Raw genomic sequence first — 23,941 nt, 5'->3', positions numbered from 1 at the left:
GGTCGCGCTCGCCGCTTGCTGATCGCCCCCGCTGTCCCCGTCCGTCCGATCCTCGCCTAGGCCAGCCCTCACCTAGAAGCGATCGGCCGCGAAGGGCTTGAGGTCGCAGAAGGCCGGCATCCCGGTCATCGCTTCCGCCAGGAGCCGCCCGGTGGCTGGGCCCAGGGTGAAGCCGTGATGGGCGTGGCCGAAGGCGAACCAGAGGCCGCGATGCCGGGAAGCCTGGCCGATGACCGGCAGCATGTCGGGCAGGCAGGGCCGCGCGCCGCGCCAGGGCTGCGCATCCAAGCGCTGGCCCAGCGGCATGATGCGCCGCGCGATCGTCTCCGCCTGGTCGAGCTGCCAGCTATCCGAGGGCTCGTCGCGGCCGGCGAGCTCGATGCCAGTGGTCAGGCGAATGCCACGCTGCATCGCGCTCAGCACGAAACCCGCCTGGGCATCGCAGAGCGGGTGCTGCGGCACAGCCTCATTCACGGCGGCGTAATGCATGTGGTAGCCGCGCTTGAAGGCGAGCGGGAAGCGATAGCCGAAGCGCTCATAGAGATCGCCCGACCAGGGCCCGAGCGCGACGACGACCTCGGGCGCCCGCCAGTCTCCGGCCTCGGTCGGCAGGCGCCATTGCGCACCCTCCTGATGCAAGGCCAGCGCGTCCGCCTGCACCAGCGTGCCGCCGCGCGCGGCGAACAACCCGGCATAGGCGCGCGTCACCGCGCCGGGATCGCTGACGGTGACGGGGTCGCGCCAATGCAAGGCGCCGGTCGCAGCGCCGGGCAGCAAAGCGGGCTCCAGGGCGCGCAAGGTCTCAAGGTCCAGCACGTCATAGGTGAGCCCGTAGCCGTGCAAGCCCGCCGCGGCGGAAACCGCCTGCTCGAGCGCGCGCGGGCTGCGGTAGAGCTCGATCCAGCCCTCACCGCGCATCAACGCCTGCGTGCCGGCGGCTGCCGTCCAGCGCCGGTGCTCGTCGATGCAGCGTTCGATCAGCGGCAGGACGGCGCGCCCCTGCCGCTCGAGCCGGTCGGGCGCCGAATTCCACCAGTAGCGCGCGAGCCACGGCGCCATCCGCAAGAGCGTCGCCGGCCGGTAGCGCACGGCGATGGAGCGGTTCGAGGCGAAGGCTGCAAGCGTCGCGAGATCGCGCGGGAAGGCATAGGGCACGACGGAGGAGCGCTCGATCAGCCCGGCATTGCCATGGCTGGTTTGCCCTCCCGGTTCGCCGCGATCGACCAGCAGGACGCTGCGCCCGCGCTCCTGCAGATGCAGGGCTGCGCTGACGCCGATGATGCCGGCCCCGAGCACGATCACGTCAGCCTGTCGTGTCTGCGCCTGCCGTATTCCGGCCTGTCCTGTTTGCGCCTGTTCTGTTGCAGTCGTCATCGCGCCGGACAGAGCCGTCTCCCTATGGCCCGACACTGAGCAGCGGCTTGGGGCGCGCGCGGCTTGGGGCATTGCTTCCTGTGGCATTGCCCCAGACGAGCCTCAAACCGCCATGATTTGCAAGAAAATAAAAATCCTTTGACAGTGTGATAGAAAAATTTCTTGATTGCGACATCGCCGGGATTTCCGATGTCGCAGACACTCCGCCAGAGATTGCAGGCCTGCCTCGCTGGGGGCTCCCGCGCCGACAAGGCGCTGGCGAGCTACATGCTGGCGCGGATGTCGAGCCTGCCCTTCGAGACGGCGGCGAGCCTGGCCGAAAAGGTTTCGCTCAGCGAGCCGACGGTCGGGCGCTTCTGCCGGACGCTCGGCTACAGGAGCCTGAAGGATCTCAAGGCGAGCCTCGCCGATGAGATCGGCGACAGCCCCTGGCTGATCAGCGACCGGCTGCGCGATTTCCAGCAGCGCAGCCGCGCCGGGGACGACCAGCTCGCGCGCAGCCTCGAGCTCGAGATCGCCGGCCTCGTCAGGCTCTACGAGCTTGCCCAGAGCGAGGATTGGAAGCGCGTGGCCCGCCGGCTCGCCAGCGCGCCTACAGTCTACATCACCGGCTTCCAGACCGAGCGCGGGCTGGCGCAATATCTCGCCAACCAGCTCCAGTATCTGCGCGACGGCGTGCATCTGGTCGACCTCGCCGCCGGCAATTTCTCCGAGCTCCTGCTCCCGGACGAGCCCGGGCGCTGCCTGGTGATCTTCGAGGCGCGGCGCTATTCGCGCATGGCAAAAGTGCTGGCGCGGGAAGCCAAGGCTGCCGGCATCGCCACCACGCTCGTCACCGATTCCTTCTGCGACTGGGGGCGCGGGCTGGTCGACGAGATGCTGGTCGTCTCGACCGAGTTCAACCTGTTCTGGGACTCGACCGCCCAGATGGCGAGCCTGAGCAACCTCCTGATCAACGCCGTCTTCGTCGAGCTCGGCCCGCAGGTCGAGCAGAGGCTGAACCGGATGGCGGAACTCTATGGCCGCTTCACCGGCCATGTCGGCGACAATTCCGGCCCGCTCGACTGACGGGCAGCGCCAGCCAAGCCTTCGATCTTCCAAGCCTTCGATCTTCCAAGCCTTCCATGCCTGCGCAGCATCTCACGACAAAAAGGGGAACCGGGATGAAGACGATGATGACACGCAGCCTGCTGGCCTTGGGCCTCGCGGGCTTGAGCCTCACAGGATTGGCCGCAGCCACCGCGCAGGCGCAGGAGGCGACCTTCGTGATGACCGCGCGCCTCGTCGGCGCACCGACCTACAACCCGACCAAGGCGACCAAGCTCAATACGGCGACGACGCTGATCTTCGATCGTCTCGTCGTGCAGGACGCCGACCAGAGCTTCCATGGCCAGCTCGCCTCCTCCTGGGAAGCCAGCCCCGACGGCATGCAATGGACCTTCAAGCTCAAGCCCGGCGTCAAGTTCCACAATGGCGAGCCGTTCAACGCCCGGACGATCGAATGGTGGGTGCCGCAATTCAAGGGCACCGAGAACGCCTTCACCGTGGAGGCGATCGAGCGTGTCGAGGTCGTCGACGATCTGACGGTGCGCTTCCACATGAAGCACCCCGATCCGAACCTGCTGTTCAACCTCGCCACATCCTTCATGTGCATTCCCGAGCCCAAATCCTACACGGCGCTCGGCGACAAGTTCGGCGTGACCGAGGCCATCGGCACTGGCCCCTACAAGATGCAGCAGTTCAGCGTCGGCCAGCAGACCGTGCTCGTCCGCAATGACGACTATGCCTGGGCCTCCGACCTCTCTGCCAATCGGGGCCCGGCCAAGTTCAAGAAGCTGACCTTCCGCGAAATCGCCGAGGAATCGACCGCCTATCTCGAATTGAAGACCGGCGGCGCCGACATGCTGGTCAATGTCCCCACCGACTTCCTGCCGCGCATCCAGGCCGACAAGGCGGTGAAGCTCGTCACCCTTCCCGGCAATGAGCTGGTCTATATGCCGATCAACACCAGCGTCGAGCCGTTCACCGACGTCAAGCTGCGCGAGGCGACCGCCTTCGCCGTCAACCAGAAGGAGATCCTGACCAGCCTCTATGGCGGCAATGGCGCAGCGGCAGACACCTTCCTGATCTCCTCGCTGAAGGAGTCGCAGGTCGAGCCGAAATACAAGATCTCCTACGATCCCGAACGCTCGAAGAAGCTGTTCGACGAAGCCGGCTGGAAGGCGGGCCCCGACGGCATCCGAGTCAAGGACGGCAAGCGCCTCGAGGTCAAGCTCTGGACCCAGAACGGCACCGAGTTCAAGCGCCTTGTCGAGATCGTCCAGGCCCAGCTCAAGGCTGTCGGCATGCAGGCCGATATCAGCATCATCGATGCCGGCTCGATCAATGCGCAGTACCGCAAGAAGACCGAGCATCAGCTCGCGATCCGCGCCTATCAGTGGACCAATGCCGACATCGTCGACTGGTTCTTCGCGGCCAAGCGCGCCGGCTACCCCAATGTCTCGATGTTCAACGACCCGGAGGCGGAGCGGCTGAACGACATCGCGATGAACAAGTCCAAGACCTGGGATGAGCGCGTCGCGAACTTCACCCGCTATCATGAATATGTGCTGTCGCAGTACCCGTTCGCGCCGATCTACCAGCCGGCGCAGAGCCTGGCCTATGGCAAGCGCATCGCCCTGCCGCAGGTGATCCGCGGCACCGGGCTCTACGGGCCGACCATGCTCGATATCGCCCCGGCGAATTGAATCCGGCCCAAGTGAACTGAGCCCAAGCGAACTGAACCCGGTCCCGGCCGCACAGGGGAGAGAGCCTTGCTGCTTTTCGCGATCCGGCGGCTCGCCATGCTGGTGCCGGTGTTCCTCGCCGTCTCGCTGGTGATCTTCATGATCATCCATCTCGTGCCGGGCGATCCGCTGGAGCATCTGATCCAGGTCGGCTCCTCGCCCGAGCAGCGGGCGCAGATGATCGCCCGCTACGGCCTCGACCAGCCGCTGCTCGTGCAGTACGGGCGCTGGCTCGCCAAGGTCGTCACGGGCGATCTCGGCGACGCCATCGTGATGCGCCAGCCGGTCGCGCGGCTGATCGCGGAGAACATGCCGCACAGCCTGGCGCTCGGCGGCGCGGCGCTGATCTTCTCCACCACGGTGGGGATCGTCACCGGCGTGCTCGCCGCCTCCTTCCGCGACAGCCTATTCGATCGGGCGGTGATGGGCTTCATCCTGCTCGGCTCGACGCTGCCGAGCTTCTGGCTGGCGCTGCTGATGATCCTGATGTTTGCCGTGCAGTTCGAATGGTTCCCGGTTTCCGGTGCGCGCAGCTGGGACGCGCTGGTCCTGCCGGCGCTGACCATCGGCATCGGCGGCACGGCGCTGATCGCCCGCGTCACCCGCGCCGCGATGATCGAGATCGCCGGCCGCGATTTCGTGCGCGTGCTCCAGGCCAAGGGCCTGCCCTTCTGGCGTATCCAGCTGCGCCACGTGCTTCAGCAGGCGATGCTGCCGGTGATGACGATCCTGGGCCTGCGTATCGGCTGGATCCTCGGCGGCGCCGTCACCGTCGAATATGTCTTCGCCCGGCCGGGCCTCGGCTCGCTGCTGATCACCGCGCTCGGCCAGCGCGACTATCCGCTGGTGCAGGGCTGCCTGCTGATGCTCGCCATCGCGGTGATGCTCGGCACGCTGCTTGGCGACCTCGCCCAGGCGGCGCTCGATCCGCGCCTGCGCGAAGCCATGGGTGCAAGATGAGGGCGACAAGATGAGCCGTCGCTCGCTGCCCGCCCGCCTCGCCCGCTCGCCGCGCGGCGCCATCTGCGCGCTGTTCCTGATCGCGCTCGTCTTCTGCGCGATCTTCGCGCCCTGGATCGCGCCTTACGACTATGCGGCCCAGCAGCTCTCGATCGCCAATACGCCGCCCTCCCCGGCGCATTGGCTCGGCACTGACGAATTCGGGCGCGACCTGCTCTCGCGCATCATCCAGGGTGCGCGCACCTCGCTCAGCGTCAGCGTGCTCTCGATCGCGCTGTCGGTGGTTGCGGGAGCGACGCTTGGCGCCGCCGCCGGCTATTTCGGCGGCCTGTTCGACCGGGCCGTGACCGTCATCGTCGACCTGACCTGGTCCTTCCCCGAGATCCTGCTGGCGCTGATCCTGATCGCGATCCTGGGGCCGGGGCTGCATTCCACCGCGATCGCCATCGCGATCGCCTATCTCGCCCAGTTCACCCGATTGACGCGCGCGCAGGTGATGTCGCTCAAGGGTGAGCTCTTCGTCGATGCGGCGGTGGCGGCCGGCGCCCATCCCGGCCGCGTACTCTTCCGCCATCTCCTGCCCAATGCGATGACCCCGGTCATCGTCGCCGGCATGCTGGCGACGGGCGACGCCATCGTGCTCGAGGCGACGCTGGGCTTCTTCGGGCTCGGCGCCCAGCCGCCAGTCCCGAGCTGGGGGGCGATGATGAGCTCCGGCACGGCGCAGATCTTCATCGCGCCCTGGATCATCATCTTTCCCGGCCTCGTCATCGCCACCACCGTGATCGCCATCAACCTGTTCGGGGACGCGCTGATCGAGGCGCTCGATATCCGCGCGTCGCTGCGCGACGGCTGACGCGCCGCACCACTCCGCAAGAACCGCATCCAAGACAAACAAGAGAGACCTTAGGGAACGCCATGAGCTTTACCGTGCTGACCGCCGAGTTCTCGCATGAGAGCAACACCTTCAGCCGCTGCCCGGCCGATTACGCCGCCTTCAGGGATCGCGGCATCAGGCTGGGCGACGCCGCCATCGCCGAGCGCGGCGAGGCCAATACGCCGATCGCCGGCTTCCTCGATATCGGGCGCCCGGCAGGCTGGCGGGTGATCCATGCGATCAGCGCCGCCGCCCAGCCCTCCGGCCCCGTGACGCGCGACGCCTTCGACCGCATCGCCAATGTCATCCTTGAGGCGGCCAAGGCCCATGCCGGGGCGATCGACGGCGTGCTGCTGGGCCTGCACGGCGCGATGGTGACAGAGTTCTGCGAGGATGGCGAAGGCGAACTGCTCAAGCGGCTGCGCGCCGTGCTCGGCCCAAAAGTGCCGATCGGCGTCACGCTCGACCCCCATGCCAATGTCACCCGGGCGATGACGGAGCTCGCCGAGATCGTCGTCTCCTACAAGACATATCCCCATGTCGATGTCCGCGAGACCGGGCGGCTGGCAGCCGGCATCCTGCAGCGCACCATGGCGGGCGGGATCAGGCCGGTGACGCTGCGCGCGGAACGGCCGATGCTGGAGGAGGTCAATGGCGGGCGCACCGATATCGGCCCGATGGTCGCGCGCATCGCCAAGGCGAAGGCCTATGAGCAGGAGCCGGGCGTCTTCGCCGTCAGCGTCAATGGCGGCTTCGGCAATGCCGATATCGCCGAGGTCGGCCCGACCGTGCTCGTCACCTGCGAGGGCGATCTCGCGCGCCATCGCGGCTTCGCCGAGGCGCTGGTCGACGACATGTGGCAGCGCCGCTTCGAGATGGTGACGCCTTTTCTCACGGTGGCGGACGCCGTCGCGGAGGCTACCGCCTATGTCGCGACATCGGGCCCGCTGATCATCGCCGATTACGCCGACAATCCCGGCGGCGGCGGCTATGGCGACGCGACCGGGCTGTTGCAGGCCATGATCGAGGCCGATCTGAAGGACGCGTGCTTCGGCCCGATCGTCGATCCGGAAGCCGCAGCCGAACTGCACAAGGCGCAGCCGGGCGCGACGGTCTCGGTCAGGCTCGGCGGCAAGGTCGATCCCGCGATTGGCGGCGGGCCGCTTGCCCTCACCGGCACGCTCGTCAGCCTGAGCGCGGGCGACTATGTCGGCGACGGCCCGATGCTCGGCGGCCTCCATGCGAGCTGGGGGCCCTGCGCCGTGCTGCGCGTCGGCGATATCGAGATCCTGGTCACCACGATCCGGGCGCAGATGAACGACCTGCAGCAATTTCGCGCCTTCGGCATCGACCCCGCCGCCAAGCGCGTGGTGGCGCTGAAGTCGATGCAGCATTTCCGGGCCGCCTTCGAGCCGATCGCCGGCAAGGTCATCGTCTGCGACAGCGGCGCGCTGTGCACGCCGGACCTGACCAAACTGCCCTATCGCCGCGCCCGCCGGCCGATCTTCCCGCTCGATTCACACAGTGCGGGCTAGATTATCATACCGCTCAGCAATTGATCGGCCGGCTCGGTGAGAAGGCCGTCGGCCTTCAACATGACAAACCCGTGCAACTGAGCCCAGATTGCATTGGCGGCAGCACGGGCGCGCTTTGGCGAGGCCTCTGAAACGCGATCGAGGAGCGGTTGAAAGCTCGCCAAAGCGGCCTTCAATAGCGCGCTGCCCTCGGGCGCGCCGGCAACCAGGCCGGAGGCGAACATCAGGCGATAGAGCTGACCATTCTCCTCCCCGAACTGGAGATAGGCAGCGTACATCCGCTTGACGGCTCCGGCTTCGGTACCAGCCTCTGCCGCGGCCACCAGCGCGGCCGTGAACGCCTCGAAGCCCAGCGTGGCCACTGCGACCAGAAGCTCGTCGCGGTCGCTGAAGTGTCGATAAGGCGCCGACTGCGCCACGCCAGCGCGGCGTGCAAGCGAGGCAAGCGAGAGGCTCTGGGTACCGTTCGCGGCGATTTCGGTCCGCGCCGCCTCCAACAGAGTCCGGCGCAGATCCCCGTGGTGATAGGCGTCGCGCTTGCCGGGCTTTTCGGTCAGTGATTTGCTCATGTGATAGCCAATAACATTCTGCTTGACACGTGGTCAATCGGCTGTATGTGATACGTCATCACATCGATGGTGATGATGATGACTTCGAGCGATCAGCGCCTGCGAGAGCAGGGCTGCCTCGGAGGTCGATGCTCCATGACTCGAACAGAAAGGAATTCTGACATGACCAACCATTCAAACCATCAGGACGCGGTTCTCCGCCGTTCCGTCCTTCAGGGCGCCAGCGCTGCGGCGCTCGCCGGCGCCTTCGGCGTCGTTGCTCAGGCGAGCGCGCAGCCGGCATCGTCTGGATCCGGATCGCTGGGTTCACGTCTTCAAGGCGTGCAGCACTTCGGTCTGACAGTGCAGAACATGGACCGGGCCCATGCCTTCTACACGGAGGTCCTGGGTGGCACCGAAGTGCTACGCGATGGCGATTTCTACGGCGAGCGCATCCACAATACGCTGCTGACGGATCAGGAGATCGAGGCCCGCACCCGCCGCGTCAATCCGCGCGTGATAGGGGTTCCCGACCTTCGCAGTGGTGCGCAGCGTCTGGATGTGCGCTTCATCCAGTTCGACAATGTCGTGATCGAGCTTCTGCAGTATCGCGACGCCAGCGAACCGGCGGGCAGTGGCGCCGCATTCGCCGAGCCGCTCGATCATATGAGTCCGGCCTTCCCGCGCATGATGCACATCTGCTTCCATCTCGGCGATGATGTCGATTTCAACCACTTCATCGCCGATCTCGAAGCCGAGGCCGCTCGGCGCGGCATGTCGCAGGTCAAGGCGAACCGGGTTATCACGGTCCGCAGCGAGCCTGAACGCCTCGCTGCGCCGCTCGAGGCCAACAGCAACGGCATCACGGAAGGCCAGTCCAACGGCTGGCGGCTGATCTACTGCAAAGGCCCCGAGGGCGAGCAGCTCGAATTCGTGCAGGCACTCGGGCCGGTCAAGCAGCTTTTCGACCGGGCGCGCCAGGCCCGCCGGCAGATCTGAGGGCGAGAACCTGACATGACCAACTCATCGACAAAATATGGTGCCGCGATCGCGATCGCGGCGATGGCTGTCACCGCGCCGGCACTTGTCGGACGTGCGGCACAAGACACTGGCGCGGCCCAGGCAGTCGTCCGCTACGACGACATTCCTGACGGGGCCTATGCGGTCGTCGCCGAGGTTCGCGCAAAGCCCGGCATGGAAGGGCTGCTGCGCGAGGCGACGCTTCCGCTGGTGGCGCAGGTTCGAAACGAGCCCCGCAATCTCGTCTACTTCCTGCACGAGGACCGCACCACGCCTGGGCATTTCGTCTTCTACGAAATCTTCGCCAGTGAGGCGGATTTCAAGGCGCATAATGCGACACCGCACGTCCAGGCCTGGTTCGCGCGCCTGCCCGAACTCGCGGAAGGCGGCGTCACGGTCACGCATATGCAGGTGCGGGGCAACACGCCCTGATCCCCTTGGGATTGCACCTTCCGCCTTACAACCCGCTCCCGACCGGCCGTGGTCGGGGGCGGCCCTCATCGCGGTCTCAGCATCACTGCCCACGCACCCCTCCCACGACGCCACCAACCTCACCGCGCGGCGAAATCCCCATAGCACGGCCTCGAGCCACGGCTTCCTCCCCTGGCGGCTTTCGGACGCCGGCCCTCAGCCCGGTCCAAACTCGCGCGCAAGGGCCGGCATCCCAGACCCTTCACATAAGCAGACATTTGGGTCTCCGCCCCAGAACTGGCCTCTCCCCGTGTCGCATCGGCCCGTGCTGGCTCGTCTCCAGCACGGGGAGAATCTGCTTAGGGGCGGGCTGATTACGTCGAAGGCTTCGCCGGCTCGCCATAGGCAATGAGGAATGTTTCGACCGTCGCGTCTGCATGGCGTTCAAGCTCGGCTTGGGAGCGCGGCTTCGTATTACCCGTGAACATCGCCTCGTTCATCGGAATCCAGAGCAACATTCCAAAGAAATGGCTCGCGGCCAAATACGCGTCGGGTGTCCGAAGAAGCTGCCGGTCTGTCAGCTGCTGGAAGCAGGTCGCCATCGAGGCGAGCATGCGCTCGAAGCCTTTTTCATACCAGTCGCGGCCGAGCTGAGGCATTCGATCGGCGTTGGCAATGATGAGGCGTCGCAACTTCAACCGCTCGTCGTCCATCAGCATCGACATGAAGCGTCGGGCGACCTTCTGCAGTCCCCCCGTCATGAATTCCGCCTCGGTCAGCAACGCGGCGACCGCATCGAAGGCCTCGGTAGCCTGAGCGGCCGACGCACGAATGACCTCGCCAAAGAGCGTCTCCTTGTCGACGAAATGCTTGTAGACCGTCTGTTTGGAGACGGCGGCCTTGGTGGCGATCTCCTCCATGCTCGTTCCATCATAGCCCTGGCTCACGAACGCCACGGTGGCCGCGTGGATGATCTCACGCTCCTTGCGCGCCGAGCGGGTTTCGCCATCAACCTTCATGCCATCCCCAGTTCGGTACTAGACGGTTCCGTTCCGCGCGTGATAGGCAAGGTTACAGTACTAGACCGACTAGTACTGCACCTGAGGAACGGGCCAGACAGATGGTTAGGATGATTTTCGTCAATCTGCCAGTGCGCGACCTGCCGGCGGCGACACGCTTCTATCTTGCGATCGGGGGCAGGTTGAATCCGCAGTTCTCGAACGACAAGGCCAGCTCCGTGATGTTCTCGGACTCGATCGGGGTCATGCTGCTGACCCACGAGCACTACCGACAGTTCACCGCGCGGCCGATCGGGGACCCCAGGCGCGAGAGCCAGATGCTCATCGCGCTCACCGCTGACAGCAGGGCCGAGGTGGACGCCACGATCGAAAAAGGCGTGGCGGCGGGCGGCCGCGCCGATCCGAATCCAGCTCAGGACCTCGGTTTCATGTTCAACCGCCACATCGAGGACCCGGACGGGAACGTTTGGGAGGTTCTGTGGATGGACCCCTCCGCCATGCAATAGCGGCCACGCGCGCCGAGGCGGCCGGGCTCCATCGATTTGGACGAAAGCGCCAATGCAAGGCGGGGTCTCTGGCCCGGCGCACCGATCCTCAACGAAGACGCGCGAGCAGGGCGCGCTCGATTCTCGAAACCACCCATAGATCATTCGATCAAGAGGCGACGTCAGGATGCCTGGTCCAGAACCCAAGGTCGACGCATATGCCGAAAGCGTCGAAGCATTCGCCAAGCCGATCCTGGCGCATCTACGCGGCGTTGTCCGCTCGACCTGCCCGGAGGTTGTCGAAACCTTGAAATGGGGAATCCCCCATTTCGACTACCGGGGCGAGATGATGTGCATTTTTGCCGCCTACAAGTCGCATTGCGCTTTTTCCTTCTGGAAGAGCTCGCTGATGAGCGACCCGCGGCTCAAGGCGAGCGTCGATTTGCCGTCGTCCAAACGCTTCATGGGGAAGTTGACGAGTCTCGCCGATCTCCCTGTCGACGCCGAGCTTATCGCTTGGATCCGGGAGGCCATGGTGCTCAACGAGCAAGGCGCGAAGGTCGCGCCCCGCACCTCATCCGCGCCCGCCAAGACCGTCGTCGCGCCGTCCGTTTTCGTCGATCGCCTTGCGGCTTCCCCATCGGTCAAGACGATATTCGAGAGCAAGTCGGCGTCGTTCCGGAAAGAGTACATTGTCTGGATCGCCGACGCGAAAACCGAAGCCACGCGCGACAAGCGGATCGACGAGGCACTTGCCTGGATCGCCGAAGGCAAGGGCCGGTTCTGGAAATATGCGAAAGGCGGCTGAAAGCTTTCGCCGCCACTGGAGACAGCCGCTCAGCAAGCGCGGTCCGAACGGAAATCCTCCATGGCGGGTGTGAACGCGCACGGCCAAACCCGTTGGTCCGCGATCTGTCGCGCTCCCGGTTTCAACCCTCCCGTCCCGCTCCAAAGCCAGGGTCCGGTCGTGGCGCGGTTCAGCGGTCCGGCTGGAGTCGCTGGCCACGAACAGGATGGCGCCCATCCTATTCTCGACGCGGCCTAGCCGCCCGAGCGCGACCTCGGCGAGGCCACTGGCCACAACGCCTCCCCCAAGAGGCTTGTATTTATTCGCGATCAAGATTGGCGCTCAGCTTATCCTGGCAGCGTAGAGATGCAGCACAGCCCAGGCGATCCCGAACCATCAGGCTAGTCCCGTATTCCGCAGGACCTCAACCTCATCGATTGGTGCCCCAGATTCGGGTTGAAAACACAGGTCCGGGAGCGAGATACCGGCTGACAATGCGGGGCCGTCCCTCCCCAAGGGGCTTCTTTGGCGTATGCTCGATCGACAAGAATCCTGATGGGATGGGAGCCCGAACGTCATTTTCAGCTTTCGCTTCGTTCACTGCGCGGACCTGCATATCGATGCGCCGCTCAAGTCTTTGGCGCTGCGAAACCCCGAGCTCGCGGATCTGGTCGCGAACGCCACGCGAAAAGCGTTTGTCGCAATCGTCGATCTCTGCCTGGACGAGAAGGTCGACGCCCTCCTGATTTCGGGCGACCTCTACGACGGCGACCAGACCTCCATGAAGACCGCCGGCTTCATCGCCGCACAGCTCCGCCGGCTGCATGAAGCGGGCATCCGCACCTTCGGCATCCGCGGCAACCATGATGCCATGTCCCGGATAACGACGGAGCTCGTCTTTCCCGACAGCGTGACCTTCTTCAAAGGCTCTGCCGGGGCGATTTCCCTGCCGAGTCAAACAGGCCGCCGGGACGTCGTCATTCATGGGATCAGCTTCCCGCGGCCGCATGCCCTTGAGAGCCTCTTGCCGAAGTTCAAGCCTCCGGTCGACGGCGCAATCAATATCGGGCTGCTGCACACCAGCCTCGCCGGCGCCGAAGGCCATGATCGCTATGCCCCCTGCAACGTCGCCGACCTCGCCGCGGCCGGTTTCGACTATTGGGCGCTCGGCCACGTTCACAAGCGCCAGGTTCATCTCGACAAGCCCGCCATCGTCATGCCCGGCATCCCGCAGGGCCGTGACATCAACGAGAGCGGCGCGAAATCGGTCAGCCTCGTCACAGTCAACGATGACGGCACCATCCAGATCGAAGAGCACCGCACCAGCACGGCTCAATTCGAGCGCGTCATGGTGGACCTGTCCGGCGTCGAGGATTGGCCGGATGCCATGCGAGCGATCGGTCGCAAACTGGCGGCCGAGTGCGAAGCCACGGCATCTGATCATCTGATCGCCCGTATCCAGCTCACCGGCGCAACACCCCTCACCTGGCGCTTGCGCCGGGACACCGAGATGCTGCTCGCCGAAGCCGAGCAACAAGCCGCGATCATCGGCAAGACCTGGATCGAAAAGATCAGCTCTGAATGCTCCGAACCTCTGGGAACAGCGATCGACAGCGCCAGCGCCGTCGCGGAGCTGTCGCAGCTCATCTCCAGCGACGTCCTGAAATCCGATGCCTACCGGCTTCAGGCCAGCGAGATCGTCACGGAGCTTCGAGGCGCACTGCCTCGCGAGCTCCACAGGATCTTTGGAGAGGATGAGGCCGGCTTCGAGAAGGCCGTCGCGCAATTGACCCGTGATGGCGCGCTCGACGTCATCGCCCATCTGCATGAAGCCGACCGCGAGCCGCGCGCCTGATGCGGATCCGGCGCCTCGATCTCACGCGTTTCGGCCGCTTCACCGACCATGTGCTCGACTTCGGCAGCCCCGAGGACGGCAAGCCGGACTTCCACCTGATCGTCGGCAGCAATGAGGCTGGCAAATCGACGCTCACGGCCGCCATCGTCGACCTGTTCTTTGGCATCGGTCAGCGCTCGCCCTACGACTTCCTGCACGGCTACGACACCATGCAGCTCGGCGCGGCTCTCGACCTGCCCAGCGGAACGCGAGAGGTGGTGCGCGTCAAACGGGGGGCTCGGCTCCGGGATGCGAGTGGCCAGGCCATCGATGAGGGCGTGCTGACCGCAGGCCTCTCCGGCATCAACCGCGAAGCCTATCGGATGATGTTCTGTCTTGACGAGGAGACGCTGCGCCTCGGCGGTGAGAGCATCCTCGCCAGCCAGGGTGAGCTCGGCCAATTGCTCTTCTCCGCCAGCGCCGGCCTGGCCGCCTTCGGCTCGACCCTCACCAGGCTGCAGGAGACTACTGACGCCTTTCACAAGGCACGCGCCCGGTCGACCGAACTCGCGAGCTTCAAGACTAGGCTCGATGCGCTGAAAACCAGGAAGGACGAGATCAACGTCCTTGCCACCACCCATGCGCAACTTGTCCAGGACAGGAACGACGCCGCGGCAAAGTACGAAACTTCGCTGGCCGAGCGCGGCAAGTCGAAGCTCCGTCTGGACGAGATCAACCGCTACCTCTCGGCCTTGCCTGATCTGGCCGCCATAAGGGCCCTTCGCCAGAACCTGTCGAACCTGGCTGACGTGCCGCAGCCGCCAGCCGGCTGGACCGAACGCCTGCCGGAGCTCATCACCGCCGATGGCCGCCTCAAGGCTGCATCCGAGATCGCCTCGGCCAGCGTAGAGCGGATTCGCCGGGAGCGGGATGGCATTCAGGTCGAGCCGTCCATCCTCGCGGCCGGCCCCGCAATCGACGCCCTGCATACTGGCGAGGCGCGCTACGTCGCTGCACTCGACGTCCCGAAGCGGCAATCCGAACTCGCCGTCATCACCGGCAACCTGAAGAAGCTCGCCGAACGGCTCGATCGCCCGGATGCGGACCCTTCGAAACTGGTGCTGTCGGCCTCGCTTGTCGGAAAATTCCGCGGCTTGATCGATCGGCGATCGGGGATCCGCGAAAGGCTGCAGTCCGCGGGGAGAGAACATATCCGCGCCAGCGAGGCGGCTGCCGTGGCGAAGCAGGTTCTCGAAGGGTTCGGGCCGGCCAAGGCCGATGAGGCGTCGGCAGCAAGGCTGCAGCTCGTTCTCGATCAGGCGCGGGCGAGCGACCATGTCGCCCGCGAAAAATCGGCGCGCCGCATCGTCGTCGACCTCAGAGAGAAGCTCGCAGACCAGGTCTCGCAGCTTGGCCCGTGGTCTGGCGAAATCGATCAGCTCAACGCGGCCAGAGTGCCGACGGCAGATCAGATCGAAGACTGGCGCGGCCGGGCTGAGACGATCCGCCAGGCCCTGGCCACGCATGGCTCTGACATTGAAAGCCTGACCAACACCGCAATCGAGCTCTCGGCGAAAATTGACGCGATCAAAGCCGCAACAGGGCTCGTCGATGATGCCGCCGTATTCACGGCCCGGACCAGGCGCGATGATGCCTGGCTCAGCCATCGCCAGGCCATGGACCATGCCACGGCCGAAGCCTTTGAGAGCGCGTTGCGGCAGGATGACGCGATCACGGATGCGCAACTTCGCCAGACAAGCCAGGCTGCCGAGCTACGGCAAGCCGTGCAGGCGATGGCGACAGCCTCCGCCAGGCTGAAGCGGGTCGAGGATCTCCACAGCCGGGCGCTCGAGCTGAAGGTGGTTCTGGAACGCGAAACGGCAGGCGCTCTCGCCGCGATCGGGCTGCCGGCCGACATGCGTTTGAGCGAACTCGATCGCTGGCTGTCGCGTCGCCTGTCGGTTCTCGACATCAATGCCGGCCTCAAATCGGCATCGGCCGATCTTCAGGCCGCTCAAGATGATGCCGCCGCCCAGATCGAGCGGCTGACATCCGCCTTGAAGCTTGCTGGAATCGCGTCGCCCGACGCCGCCTTCGACAGCCTTCTCCTTAGCCTGCAGGCAATCGTCGATCAGCAGAAGAAGCAACGTTCCGATCTCGCCAACGCGGCAAAGGCCGTAGAAACCCATGCGGCCGAGCTCGGCGCGCGCAAGCGAGATCTCGCCGAGGCGCAAGCCATCGATGACGAATGGCAACGGGATTGGACAACTGCCGTTGGATCTTGCTGGCTCGGTGAAGTGCCCTCCCCGCCCGGACCCGACGAGCTCAATCAGATCCTTTCCCTGCTTGCGGACATTCCGCCCCTGGAGGTCGAACGCGAAAGTCTCAGCCACCGCATCGAGGCCATGAAGCGAGACCAGGAGCAGTTCGTCCAAACAGTGCAGTCGATCGCCGGCACGCTCGGCTTCGCAGACGACGACGATCCTCTCGAACTCGCCTCGGGCCTGCGCCGGCGAGTTGAGCTCGCGCGCCTGAACGACCAAAAGCGCCGCAGCAAACAAGCCGACCTCGACCAGGCCGAGATCGTGCAGCGTGAGGCTGTGGAAGGGATGGCGCTGCACGAGGCTGAAGCATCGACCCTGACCGCTTTCTTCGGCGTCGGTTCGCTGCTCGAGGTCAGCGCCATGATCGACCAGGCCAACCGCCGCTCCGACCTCGAGCGCCAGCTGAAACTCCTGGGCGAGCGCGTGTCTGCAGCTTGTCGATCCCAGTCGCTGGACGCCGCTGAAGCGCTCCTGGCCGAGCTCGATCAGTCACAGCTTGAAACCGAGGCGGCCACGCTCACAGCGCGGCTCGAAGGCCAGGATCGCGAAGCTCACGAACTTCACGCTCGGCACATGCAGGCAGATCGCGCGCTCGCGGCGATCGGAGGCGATGATGCGGTCGCGCGGCTCGATGAGGAGCGCCGGACATTGCTTGTCGAGCTCGAGGAGAAGGCCATCACCTTCGCTCGCCGGAGACTGGGCATCGCAGCTGCCCACCAGGCGCTTCAGATTTATCGCGAGACGCACCGTACCTCGATGCTGCAATCCGCCTCGGAGGCCTTCCGGACGATCACCAAGGGCGCCTATTCCGGCCTCAAGACCCAGCCCAGCGGCGACAAGGAAATCCTCTTGGGCGTCATGGCCGCGGGCGGCTCGAAACTCGCCACGGACATGTCGACCGGCACGCGGGCTCAGCTCTACCTCGCGCTGCGCATCGCCGGTTATCACGAGTTCGCCAAGACCCGTCCCTCGCTGCCGTTCATCGCAGACGACATCCTCGAGACCTTCGACGATTTCCGCTCTGAGGAGGCCTGCCGTCTTCTCGCCGAGATGGCCAAAACCGGGCAGGTTATCGTGGCCACTCATCACCACCACCTGATCAGCATCGCTCGCAGGATCTGCCCCGCCATCACCGTGCACGAATTGCCTGCGTGAGGGAGAAGCGAGCAGGAGGCAGCTCCGCATTGGCCCGTCAGCGACCTTAGCGAAGTCCGCTTGCAGGGTTTTAAAGGCCGATATCGCGAATTCCGGAGCGCGCACGCAGACGTCCAGCCTGTAATAATCGCCGATTCTTCGGCGCGAAATTCAGCCGTTCTGCCGTCCGCCCTATAGTAGCCTCTCTTGCTTGAGCAGCGAGCCTTCGCGCAGGCAATGTAGGTCGTCTCGTCGCCGTCGGATGTGACGACCTACATCTGCAGATAGCCGCTGATCAGCCCGTACCAGTGACTGCTGGGCTCGCCCGCGCGGGCGACGTATTCGCCTGCCTCGACCGATGCCTCCGACATCGTTGCTAGAGCATTTTCGAGCGAAGTGGACACCGGTTCGCGTGAAGAAAATGCGTTGAAACAAGGAGGTAGAGCATTTCCGTGATTCAGAGAAACGCGGAAATGCTCTAGGACGAGAGCGCGCAGATCGGCGGGGCGCGAGCGATACCACTCCCATCTTTCCAAGAACGCGACCGACATAGCTGCCGTCTCGGACGTTCTACCAGCCGCCACGAGAGCCCCGCTCCACCTGAACTTCGCCGCCGTCTCGATTTGCATGGCTCGCCAGCGGCGACACCGCGCAAGCCTGGTCGATCTTCCCGCTCGATCGATGACGACGCCATAGCCGCCGCGCGCTCCAGCCGGCCCGAAAGCCGGAACGGGCGCTTGCCGGCCCTCCCCGCTTGTGGCGCAGAGATGTCGTCGCACCGCCGGATTGCTGTCAGCTTCGCGCCCTATCCGCCCACCGGCCGGCGCGCGTCATGACTTGCCTGACAGCCGATCTGCCGATACCGGCGAACTGCCAACTGCAGACATCAGGACATTGCCCGGAGCCGGAGATTCGACCCACGCCGCTCCCGTCGGGATCGAAATCGCGTTTCGCGAGTTGATCAGTCACACCGCCAATCAGGCGCGAGGAGCAGAACAATGACGACGATCAGGCAAACGGCAGTTTCCTTAGCAGCTTTTCTCATGCTGGCTTCGCCGGCCATGGCGCAGTCGCGCTCACTTGGTCCGGCGACCGGCACCGTTAGCATCGAGCAGGTTCAGGCGGGCTTTGTCGCCTCCGGCGAGGTTGGCGGCGGTACGCTGCGTTACCACGGCCGCTCTTATCCGATCACGGTCGGCGGCATCGGCCTGGGTTCGATCGGCGCATCGCGCACTGTCGCCTCCGGAACTGTCTACGGACTCAAGAACAGGTCCGATCTCGCCGGTGCCTATGTCCAGCTGAAGGAAGGCTGGGCTGTCGGCAATCGGGGACGCGGCAGCGTCTGGCTGCAGAACGACAAGGGAGTGACCCTGCGACTGGCCGCGCGCCGGCAAGGGCTTCAGCTCTCTCTTGGCGCTGATGGCGTGCTGATCGGCTTCAAGCAGTAAGGCGTGATCGCGGCCTGAAAACAGCTGCCTGGAGCTGAATCTCAGCTTCGGCTCCGGGATCCGCAATAGTCAGGTCCAGTCAAGTCTACGGGGCGGTGGCGCCGTGTTTGCTCCACCGCCCCCGACGGACCGAATTGGGCCGCAAGCGAATTCCATGATTGCCGGGGACTGGCCGGCTCGACCATTCGGTGGCAGGGTTTGCGTCTCCTGGCAGGCCTCGATGGCAAAGCAATCCATACCGCACCCGGTCCTCTCGACCCCGCGCCTTCGCTTGCGCCAGTTTCGCGCCGATGACGCAGATGCGATGCATGAATGCTTCGCCGACCCCGAGGCGATGCGCTTCTGGAACCAGCCGGCCTATACGAGGCCCATCGAAACCGAGCGGGCCGTGCGCAGTTTCATCGACTGCACGCCATCCTATTATCGCTTCTGGGCGGTGACTGAGGCGGGCGATGACCGCTGCCTCGGGCTGGTCAATTACCATGACGGCCATATCCGCAGCAGGCGCGCGAGCATCGGCTATATCATCAACCCGGCGCGCCACCGGCAGGGCTTTGCCATGGAGGCCGTATCAGTGATGATCGACTTCTGCTTTGCCGAACTCGGCCTGCATCGCCTCCAGGCCTTCATCCACCCCGACAATACCGCCTCGATCGCGCTGATCGAGAAACTCGGCTTCAGCCGCGAAGGCCTGTTGCGCGACAATCTGCGCGTCGGCGAGGTCTGGCGTGACGATGTGCTCTACGCGCTGCTCGCAAGCGAGTGGCGACGCCAGGGCTGAGCTCGCCTTGTGCAACCCTATGCGGGACTATCGACCAGACAAAAGGCGCAACGGGCTCGAGCCTATGGAAAACGGACGGAGCAGCCTGCGCTTTGGAACGTGACCCAGCAGCTCAATCCTATGAGGAGCCGCCGTTCTTCTTACGACATACGCCATGCACCAGACCGCGCAGCCAGCGATGCGCCGGATCAGCGTCCATTCGTGGATGCCACATCTGAGATATCGTAAATGCGGCCGTATGCACCGGCAGCTCGAAGCCTTGCGCTTCGATGCGGGGCGATGCGCCCTGATGCGTCTGCTCGGCGCTGAGGCAGGATGCCGTGACATGCGCCACGAGGTCCGAGGCGCATGCAATCGCGAGCGCTGCCGGGAAGCTTGGCGCCACCACCACGACATCCCGTGCAAGGCCAAGGGCACGGAGCGCCTCATCCACCGGATCGACCGCATGCGCGAGATGGGACACGATCACGTGCCCGCACGCCGCAAAGCGCTCGGCCGTGACTTCTCCCATCAGAAGCGGGTGGCCCGGACGAACCGCACCAACAAAGTGATCAGTAAACAGCGCCTGCACCCGCACTTCCGGGCCAGTTTGGCCAAGGATGCCGATTTCCAGGTCCACTAAACCCTCGCGCAATGGGCGCACATCCTTGTCTGGCTTTGGCGCAAAGCGCAGGCGCACCCTTGGAGCCGCTTGCGTGACTGCCGCCACAAGCCGTGCAGCGAGGACATGCACGAAAGCCTCGTTGGCGCGCAGCGTAAAATCCCGCTCCAGGACAGCGAGATCCAAGTCTCTGGCGGCAGGCTGCAGCAGCGCACGGACCTCCTGCGTCAAGGCCGGGACGCGCTCGCGCAAACTGGTGGCGTGCGGCGTCGGCACGAGACTGCGCCCGGCCCGTACCAGCAGCGGATCACCCGTCGCGGCGCGCAGCCGCGCGAGCGTGCGGCTCATTGCCGATGAGCTCAGCCCTAGCCTGCGGGCCGCCTCGGCCACGCTGCCCTCCGTCAGGAGCGCATCCAGGGCAATGAGAAGGTTCAGGTCGATATTGGCCATATAGGAAGCCTAGCATGGCGGCGCGCGAGTCCAGCTCATCACATGGCGTCTTGTGCAGCTATTCAATGCATCCGGTGCGCCTTCCGCCATGCCGTGCGGATCTGCATGATCCGGCTGACAACAACGAGCACCGGACAGGCGATGCGGGCTCAGCCTGCGACGTCGGCAGTTTGCCGAACGCGCTCCCGCACGACTAGCGAAGGCAATCCCACAATGCCGAATTCAACCTCGACCAAGACCGTTCTGATCATCGGCGCCTCGCGCGGCCTCGGCTACGCCATGGCCGAGGAGTATCTCAAATATGGCTGGAGCGTGGTTGGCACCGTCCGCGGCGAAAGCCGAACCAAATTGCATGACCTCGCCGCCAAACCCGACAGCCGCATTCAGATCGAAACCATCGACGTCAATTTTCCAGATCAGATTGCAGCGCTGCGCAGCCGCCTGACTGGACGGGCATTCGACGTCCTGTTCGTCAACTCCGGCATCACCAACACCAATCCAGATGAGACAGTCGCCGAGGTCTCCACGGACGAGTTCGTGCATGTGATGGTGACGAACGCCCTGAGCCCGATGCGCGTTGTCGAAGCGCTGCAGGATCTCGTTCCACCCACGGGCACGATTGGCGTGATGTCATCGGGCCAGGGCAGCGTGGCAAACAACACGAACGGAATGCGGGAGGTGTACCGCGGCAGCAAGGCGGCCTTGAACACCTTCATGCGCAGCTTCGCGGCGCGTCATGCTGACGGTTCGAGGGCGATGGTGTTGATGGCGCCCGGCTGGGTCCGCACGGAACTAGGGGGCCCGGACGCTCGCCTGACCATCGAGGACAGCGTGCCAAGTCTCGTCAACGTCCTGATGAGTGTCGAGGGCAAGGCCGGGCTGCAATATCTCGACTACCTCGGGCGCACGGTTCCGTGGTGATTGCCACGAGGCATTGCGTTGTCAAGCGAATGGTCCCGAAACGGATCGGTTGATCAGCTTGGCTCTCGTCGGGGCTCCCAGCCCAGCCGGCAACGTCACGCGCAAGTCGATATCACGCCGACTTGATCTGACTATCGGTATAGTCATAGGCGATCGCGGCTTTGAAGCTGCCAATCCTCTCGATGATCATGTGGCGATAGAGTTCGGCTGGAATATCGCGATCTTCGACCCGGGTCAGTCCTCGCGATACAGGAACGAGCAAATCGCCGGGGTGGCTGCCACGCAGAGAGTGAATGCTGCCGATATCGCCGCCTTGAGCTCCCAGACCAGGCGCCAAGATGATGGAGTTGGGCAAGAGTTGGCGCAAACGCCGGCCTTCATTCGGGACTGTCGCCCCGACCACGGCGCCGATCGGGCTTAAGGAGCGCAGGTCCGCAGTTGCGAAGCTCCCGATCAGGTCAGCCACGCGATCGGAAATCAGCCGGTTGCCCGCCATCTTATCCTGGAGCCAGCTTGCTCCCGGATTCGATGTCCGGCAGAGGACGAACAGACCTTTCCCGAAGCGGTTGGCGCATTCGATGAAGGGCTCCAGCGTATCTGGGCCCATCAGAGGATTGACGGTCAGGCAGTCGGCTTCGAAATCGCCGCTTCCGCCTTCCGAGGCTGGCGTCAGATATGCGCGGGCATAGGCGGCAGCCGTAGCCCCGATATCCCCCCGCTTGGCGTCGAGAATGACGCCCATGCCCGCCGCTCTTGCCCTATTCATTCCGGAGGCAAGGGCCGCAAGTCCCGCCAGGCCGCAGGCTTCGAAATAGGCCGACTGAAACTTCACAAAGCCAACGCGGCCCTCGACCGCATCGAGGATGAAATTCACGAAACGGTCGACCCAGCCCCCGGCATCGTCGCGTTCAAAAAACCGAGGCATATCGGCGAGAGATGGGTCGATGCCGGCGACAAGTTCGCCATATCGGCCGACATTGTCTTCGACGATTTCAATCCATGTTCGAGCGTTCATGGTCTCCCCCATAATCTCGCCACTCAAAATTAGAGCGCTGCGTCCAGGTTTTGCAACGTCGCCTGGCCACTATTTCGCAACGATCCGAAGGCTCGCTTCAAAAGGCTCGCCAAGACCATGGGGTCACGGACGGAACGGCGACTATGGGTGATTGGCCGACCTCAGTCGAAATACCGGCAAGGCCTCATCGGCCCTTCGTCAGCACGCTCGCCAGCAGCGAGACCCCACGCCGTACCATCTCGGTGTCGAGCGCGGCGTAGCCGAGAATGAACCCTGCCGTTTGGGGCTTGGGTAGCTTCGGATCGTATAATGGCGAGACAGGATGAATGCCGAGCCCGATTGACCGGGCGGCCTCGACAATCCCGGCCTCGCGATCCGCAGCAACGCCATTGATCCAGATGACGACATGCAGACCCGTATCGGCTCCCTCGATGGAGACGGCCGGCCCGCATTCGGCTGACAGGGCTTCGAGCAGCACGGCGCGTCGCTCGGCGTTCTTCCGGCGAATGCTGCGGACATGGCGTTCATAGGCGCCGCTGGCCAGCAGCTCGGCCAGCGCCTCCTGCTCCAGGAGCGGGCTGTGCCGATCGGTGAGGCGCTTGGCCTCGCTGAACGCTCGCGCCAGCCCGGCGGGGAGAACGAGATAGCCCAGTCGCAGGGTCGGCGAGAGCGTCTTGGAGAAGGTGCCGACATAGATCACCGACTGCGGGTCGAGCGTCTGCAATGGCGGGATCGGGGAGATGTCATGCCGATACTCGCCATCATAGTCATCCTCGATGACATAGGCGCCCGAGGCTGCAGCCCAGGCCAGGAGCGAGCGTCGGCGCGTCGCGGAGAGAACCCCGCCAAGGGGAAACTGATGCGAGGGCGTGACGTAGACGAGACGCCCCGACGGCAGCCCGTCGACGCATAGGCCCTCGCCATCGACGGGGATCGGAACCGCAATTCCACCAGCGGCAATGAAGGCGTGACGGGCGAGCATGTATCCGGGGTTCTCGATGAGAAAGGCATCGCCGGGATCGAGCAGCAGGCGAGCGCAGAGATCGAGCCCCTGCTGCGAGCCGTTGACGATGACGATGTCGTCCGGCGAGCAATTGATGCCGCGTGCCCGCCAGAGATAGCCTTGCAGCGCCGAGCGCAAATCGATAGCGCCCTGGGGGTCGGCATAGCGCAGCCGCACCTTTCGCCGAAGGCTGACCTTGGTCAGCGCGCGCCGCCAGGCCAGCACGGGAAAATCGTCACCGGCCAGGTCCCCATAGCGGAAATCCGCGACTTTGACCGCTTGAGACGGTGTCGGTGGCGGCAAGCTGAGCAGGCGTTGCGCAAAGCCCGAGAGATGCCGCACCGCCGCCGTCGGCGCGGGCGTCGATGTCGCCTTGGCCGCAAGGCCCTGCGCCACGATCGGGCGTGCCCCGGCCCGCGTGACCAGATAGCCCTCCGCGATCAATTGACCATACGCCGCCGTCACCGTCGTGCGGGATGCTCCCCACTCCACCGCGAAAGCGCGCGACGAGGGCAGACGATCACCGGGCCGATAGGCGCCGCTATGGATCTGCTCCTTGATCGCCGCGATGATCCTGCGGCCGACGCCTTCTAACTGGCCCACATCAATCCCTCGCAACTGGCTATTC

At 64.8% G+C, this 23,941-nt stretch carries 20 protein-coding genes; 14 read left to right on the top strand and 6 right to left on the bottom strand.

The window, feature by feature from the left end; all coding sequences use genetic code 11:
- Window positions 1-72: 72 nt before the first annotated feature.
- Window positions 73-1,374 (bottom strand): NAD(P)/FAD-dependent oxidoreductase, encoded by a 1,302-nt coding sequence (locus tag ACSQ3P_RS02570; RefSeq protein ID WP_436164088.1) that lies wholly within the window; start codon window positions 1,372-1,374, stop codon window positions 73-75.
- Between the two features lie 189 nt (window positions 1,375-1,563).
- On the opposite strand from ACSQ3P_RS02570, the gene ACSQ3P_RS02565 reads away from it, so the two are divergent.
- The 5 genes from ACSQ3P_RS02565 (at window position 1,564) to ACSQ3P_RS02545 (ending at window position 7,532) form a co-directional block, all read left to right on the top strand.
- Entirely contained in the window at window positions 1,564-2,442 is an 879-nt protein-coding gene (locus ACSQ3P_RS02565; protein ID WP_436164087.1) for a MurR/RpiR family transcriptional regulator, read from the top strand.
- A gap of 95 nt (window positions 2,443-2,537) precedes the next feature.
- Window positions 2,538-4,121, top strand: coding sequence for an ABC transporter substrate-binding protein (locus ACSQ3P_RS02560; protein WP_436164086.1), 1,584 nt, complete (start codon window positions 2,538-2,540; stop codon window positions 4,119-4,121).
- A 66-nt stretch (window positions 4,122-4,187) separates the two neighbouring features.
- On the top strand, window positions 4,188-5,120 hold the full coding sequence (locus ACSQ3P_RS02555) for an ABC transporter permease (RefSeq protein WP_436164085.1): 933 nt from the start codon (window positions 4,188-4,190) through the stop codon (window positions 5,118-5,120).
- A gap of 10 nt (window positions 5,121-5,130) precedes the next feature.
- On the top strand, window positions 5,131-5,976 hold the full coding sequence (locus tag ACSQ3P_RS02550; protein WP_436164084.1) for an ABC transporter permease: 846 nt from the start codon (window positions 5,131-5,133) through the stop codon (window positions 5,974-5,976).
- Between the two features lie 62 nt (window positions 5,977-6,038).
- Window positions 6,039-7,532, top strand: coding sequence for a M81 family metallopeptidase (locus ACSQ3P_RS02545; protein ID WP_436164083.1), 1,494 nt, complete (start codon window positions 6,039-6,041; stop codon window positions 7,530-7,532).
- Here ACSQ3P_RS02545 and ACSQ3P_RS02540 read toward each other — a convergent pair.
- Window positions 7,529-8,101, bottom strand: coding sequence for a TetR/AcrR family transcriptional regulator (locus tag ACSQ3P_RS02540; RefSeq protein ID WP_436164082.1), 573 nt, complete (start codon window positions 8,099-8,101; stop codon window positions 7,529-7,531). The genes ACSQ3P_RS02545 and ACSQ3P_RS02540 overlap by 4 nt on opposite strands.
- Window positions 8,102-8,263: 162 nt before the next feature.
- Between ACSQ3P_RS02540 and ACSQ3P_RS02535 the strand changes: the two genes are divergently transcribed.
- Both ACSQ3P_RS02535 and ACSQ3P_RS02530 read left to right on the top strand, forming a co-directional pair.
- Window positions 8,264-9,079, top strand: coding sequence for a VOC family protein (locus tag ACSQ3P_RS02535; protein ID WP_436164081.1), 816 nt, complete (start codon window positions 8,264-8,266; stop codon window positions 9,077-9,079).
- Between the two features lie 15 nt (window positions 9,080-9,094).
- The gene (locus tag ACSQ3P_RS02530) at window positions 9,095-9,532 is read left to right on the top strand and encodes a putative quinol monooxygenase (RefSeq protein WP_436164080.1); all 438 of its coding nucleotides are present in this window, start codon (window positions 9,095-9,097) and stop codon (window positions 9,530-9,532) included.
- Between the two features lie 353 nt (window positions 9,533-9,885).
- On the opposite strand, the gene ACSQ3P_RS02525 is transcribed toward ACSQ3P_RS02530, so the two are convergent.
- Entirely contained in the window at window positions 9,886-10,530 is a 645-nt protein-coding gene (locus ACSQ3P_RS02525; RefSeq protein ID WP_436164079.1) for a TetR/AcrR family transcriptional regulator, read from the bottom strand.
- Window positions 10,531-10,631: 101 nt separating this feature from the next.
- Between ACSQ3P_RS02525 and ACSQ3P_RS02520 the strand changes: the two genes are divergently transcribed.
- The 6 genes from ACSQ3P_RS02520 to ACSQ3P_RS02495 all read left to right on the top strand — a co-directional run bounded on the left by ACSQ3P_RS02520 (window position 10,632) and on the right by ACSQ3P_RS02495 (window position 19,323).
- Window positions 10,632-11,036: a VOC family protein gene (locus tag ACSQ3P_RS02520; RefSeq protein ID WP_436164078.1), complete on the top strand. Its 405-nt coding sequence runs from the start codon at window positions 10,632-10,634 to the stop codon at window positions 11,034-11,036.
- Between the two features lie 166 nt (window positions 11,037-11,202).
- Window positions 11,203-11,823: a DUF1801 domain-containing protein gene (locus ACSQ3P_RS02515; protein WP_436164077.1), complete on the top strand. Its 621-nt coding sequence runs from the start codon at window positions 11,203-11,205 to the stop codon at window positions 11,821-11,823.
- 616 nt (window positions 11,824-12,439) lie between these two features.
- Window positions 12,440-13,657, top strand: coding sequence for a metallophosphoesterase family protein (locus ACSQ3P_RS02510; RefSeq protein ID WP_436164076.1), 1,218 nt, complete (start codon window positions 12,440-12,442; stop codon window positions 13,655-13,657).
- On the top strand, window positions 13,657-17,115 hold the full coding sequence (locus ACSQ3P_RS02505) for an AAA family ATPase (RefSeq protein ID WP_436164075.1): 3,459 nt from the start codon (window positions 13,657-13,659) through the stop codon (window positions 17,113-17,115). The genes ACSQ3P_RS02510 and ACSQ3P_RS02505 overlap by 1 nt, the downstream gene beginning before the upstream one ends.
- A gap of 977 nt (window positions 17,116-18,092) precedes the next feature.
- Window positions 18,093-18,542, top strand: a complete 450-nt coding sequence (locus tag ACSQ3P_RS02500; protein ID WP_436164074.1) for a hypothetical protein — start codon at window positions 18,093-18,095, stop codon at window positions 18,540-18,542.
- A 220-nt stretch (window positions 18,543-18,762) separates the two neighbouring features.
- Window positions 18,763-19,323, top strand: a complete 561-nt coding sequence (locus tag ACSQ3P_RS02495; RefSeq protein ID WP_436164073.1) for a GNAT family N-acetyltransferase — start codon at window positions 18,763-18,765, stop codon at window positions 19,321-19,323.
- 118 nt (window positions 19,324-19,441) lie between these two features.
- On the opposite strand, the gene ACSQ3P_RS02490 is transcribed toward ACSQ3P_RS02495, so the two are convergent.
- On the bottom strand, window positions 19,442-20,374 hold the full coding sequence (locus ACSQ3P_RS02490; RefSeq protein WP_436164072.1) for a LysR family transcriptional regulator: 933 nt from the start codon (window positions 20,372-20,374) through the stop codon (window positions 19,442-19,444).
- Between the two features lie 213 nt (window positions 20,375-20,587).
- Here ACSQ3P_RS02490 and ACSQ3P_RS02485 point away from each other — a divergent pair, with 213 nt between their 5' ends.
- The gene (locus tag ACSQ3P_RS02485) at window positions 20,588-21,295 is read left to right on the top strand and encodes an SDR family NAD(P)-dependent oxidoreductase (protein ID WP_436164071.1); all 708 of its coding nucleotides are present in this window, start codon (window positions 20,588-20,590) and stop codon (window positions 21,293-21,295) included.
- Window positions 21,296-21,407: 112 nt separating this feature from the next.
- On the opposite strand, the gene pyrF is transcribed toward ACSQ3P_RS02485, so the two are convergent.
- Complete coding sequence (gene pyrF / locus ACSQ3P_RS02480) at window positions 21,408-22,310, bottom strand: orotidine-5'-phosphate decarboxylase (RefSeq protein WP_436164070.1); 903 nt, start codon at window positions 22,308-22,310, stop codon at window positions 21,408-21,410.
- Between the two features lie 184 nt (window positions 22,311-22,494).
- A complete protein-coding gene (locus tag ACSQ3P_RS02475; protein WP_436164069.1) occupies window positions 22,495-23,916 on the bottom strand; it encodes a PLP-dependent aminotransferase family protein in 1,422 nt (473 codons plus the stop codon).
- Window positions 23,917-23,941: the final 25 nt, after the last annotated feature.

This window comes from Allobosea sp. LjRoot9, from assembly GCF_964252745.1.
GTDB lineage: Bacteria > Pseudomonadota > Alphaproteobacteria > Rhizobiales > Beijerinckiaceae > Allobosea.
The sequence above is the reverse complement of the archived record's forward strand: the minus strand, read 5'-3'. Positions and strand labels throughout refer to the sequence as shown.

What these genes read in the sequence shown, in the direction of transcription:
- ACSQ3P_RS02570 (WP_436164088.1), bottom strand. Translation starts at nt 1,374, where the DNA reads ATGACGACTGCAACAGAACAGGCGCAAACAGGACAGGCCGGAATACGG.
- ACSQ3P_RS02520 (WP_436164078.1), top strand. Translation starts at nt 10,632, where the DNA reads ATGGTTAGGATGATTTTCGTCAATCTGCCAGTGCGCGACCTGCCGGCG.
- ACSQ3P_RS02565 (WP_436164087.1), top strand. Translation starts at nt 1,564, where the DNA reads ATGTCGCAGACACTCCGCCAGAGATTGCAGGCCTGCCTCGCTGGGGGC.
- ACSQ3P_RS02540 (WP_436164082.1), bottom strand. Translation starts at nt 8,101, where the DNA reads ATGAGCAAATCACTGACCGAAAAGCCCGGCAAGCGCGACGCCTATCAC.
- ACSQ3P_RS02490 (WP_436164072.1), bottom strand. Translation starts at nt 20,374, where the DNA reads ATGGCCAATATCGACCTGAACCTTCTCATTGCCCTGGATGCGCTCCTG.
- ACSQ3P_RS02560 (WP_436164086.1), top strand. Translation starts at nt 2,538, where the DNA reads ATGAAGACGATGATGACACGCAGCCTGCTGGCCTTGGGCCTCGCGGGC.
- ACSQ3P_RS02525 (WP_436164079.1), bottom strand. Translation starts at nt 10,530, where the DNA reads ATGAAGGTTGATGGCGAAACCCGCTCGGCGCGCAAGGAGCGTGAGATC.
- ACSQ3P_RS02500 (WP_436164074.1), top strand. Translation starts at nt 18,093, where the DNA reads ATGACGACGATCAGGCAAACGGCAGTTTCCTTAGCAGCTTTTCTCATG.
- ACSQ3P_RS02505 (WP_436164075.1), top strand. Translation starts at nt 13,657, where the DNA reads ATGCGGATCCGGCGCCTCGATCTCACGCGTTTCGGCCGCTTCACCGAC.
- pyrF (WP_436164070.1), bottom strand. Translation starts at nt 22,310, where the DNA reads ATGAACGCTCGAACATGGATTGAAATCGTCGAAGACAATGTCGGCCGA.
- ACSQ3P_RS02530 (WP_436164080.1), top strand. Translation starts at nt 9,095, where the DNA reads ATGACCAACTCATCGACAAAATATGGTGCCGCGATCGCGATCGCGGCG.
- ACSQ3P_RS02535 (WP_436164081.1), top strand. Translation starts at nt 8,264, where the DNA reads ATGACCAACCATTCAAACCATCAGGACGCGGTTCTCCGCCGTTCCGTC.
- ACSQ3P_RS02515 (WP_436164077.1), top strand. Translation starts at nt 11,203, where the DNA reads ATGCCTGGTCCAGAACCCAAGGTCGACGCATATGCCGAAAGCGTCGAA.
- ACSQ3P_RS02495 (WP_436164073.1), top strand. Translation starts at nt 18,763, where the DNA reads ATGGCAAAGCAATCCATACCGCACCCGGTCCTCTCGACCCCGCGCCTT.
- ACSQ3P_RS02550 (WP_436164084.1), top strand. Translation starts at nt 5,131, where the DNA reads ATGAGCCGTCGCTCGCTGCCCGCCCGCCTCGCCCGCTCGCCGCGCGGC.
- ACSQ3P_RS02545 (WP_436164083.1), top strand. Translation starts at nt 6,039, where the DNA reads ATGAGCTTTACCGTGCTGACCGCCGAGTTCTCGCATGAGAGCAACACC.
- ACSQ3P_RS02485 (WP_436164071.1), top strand. Translation starts at nt 20,588, where the DNA reads ATGCCGAATTCAACCTCGACCAAGACCGTTCTGATCATCGGCGCCTCG.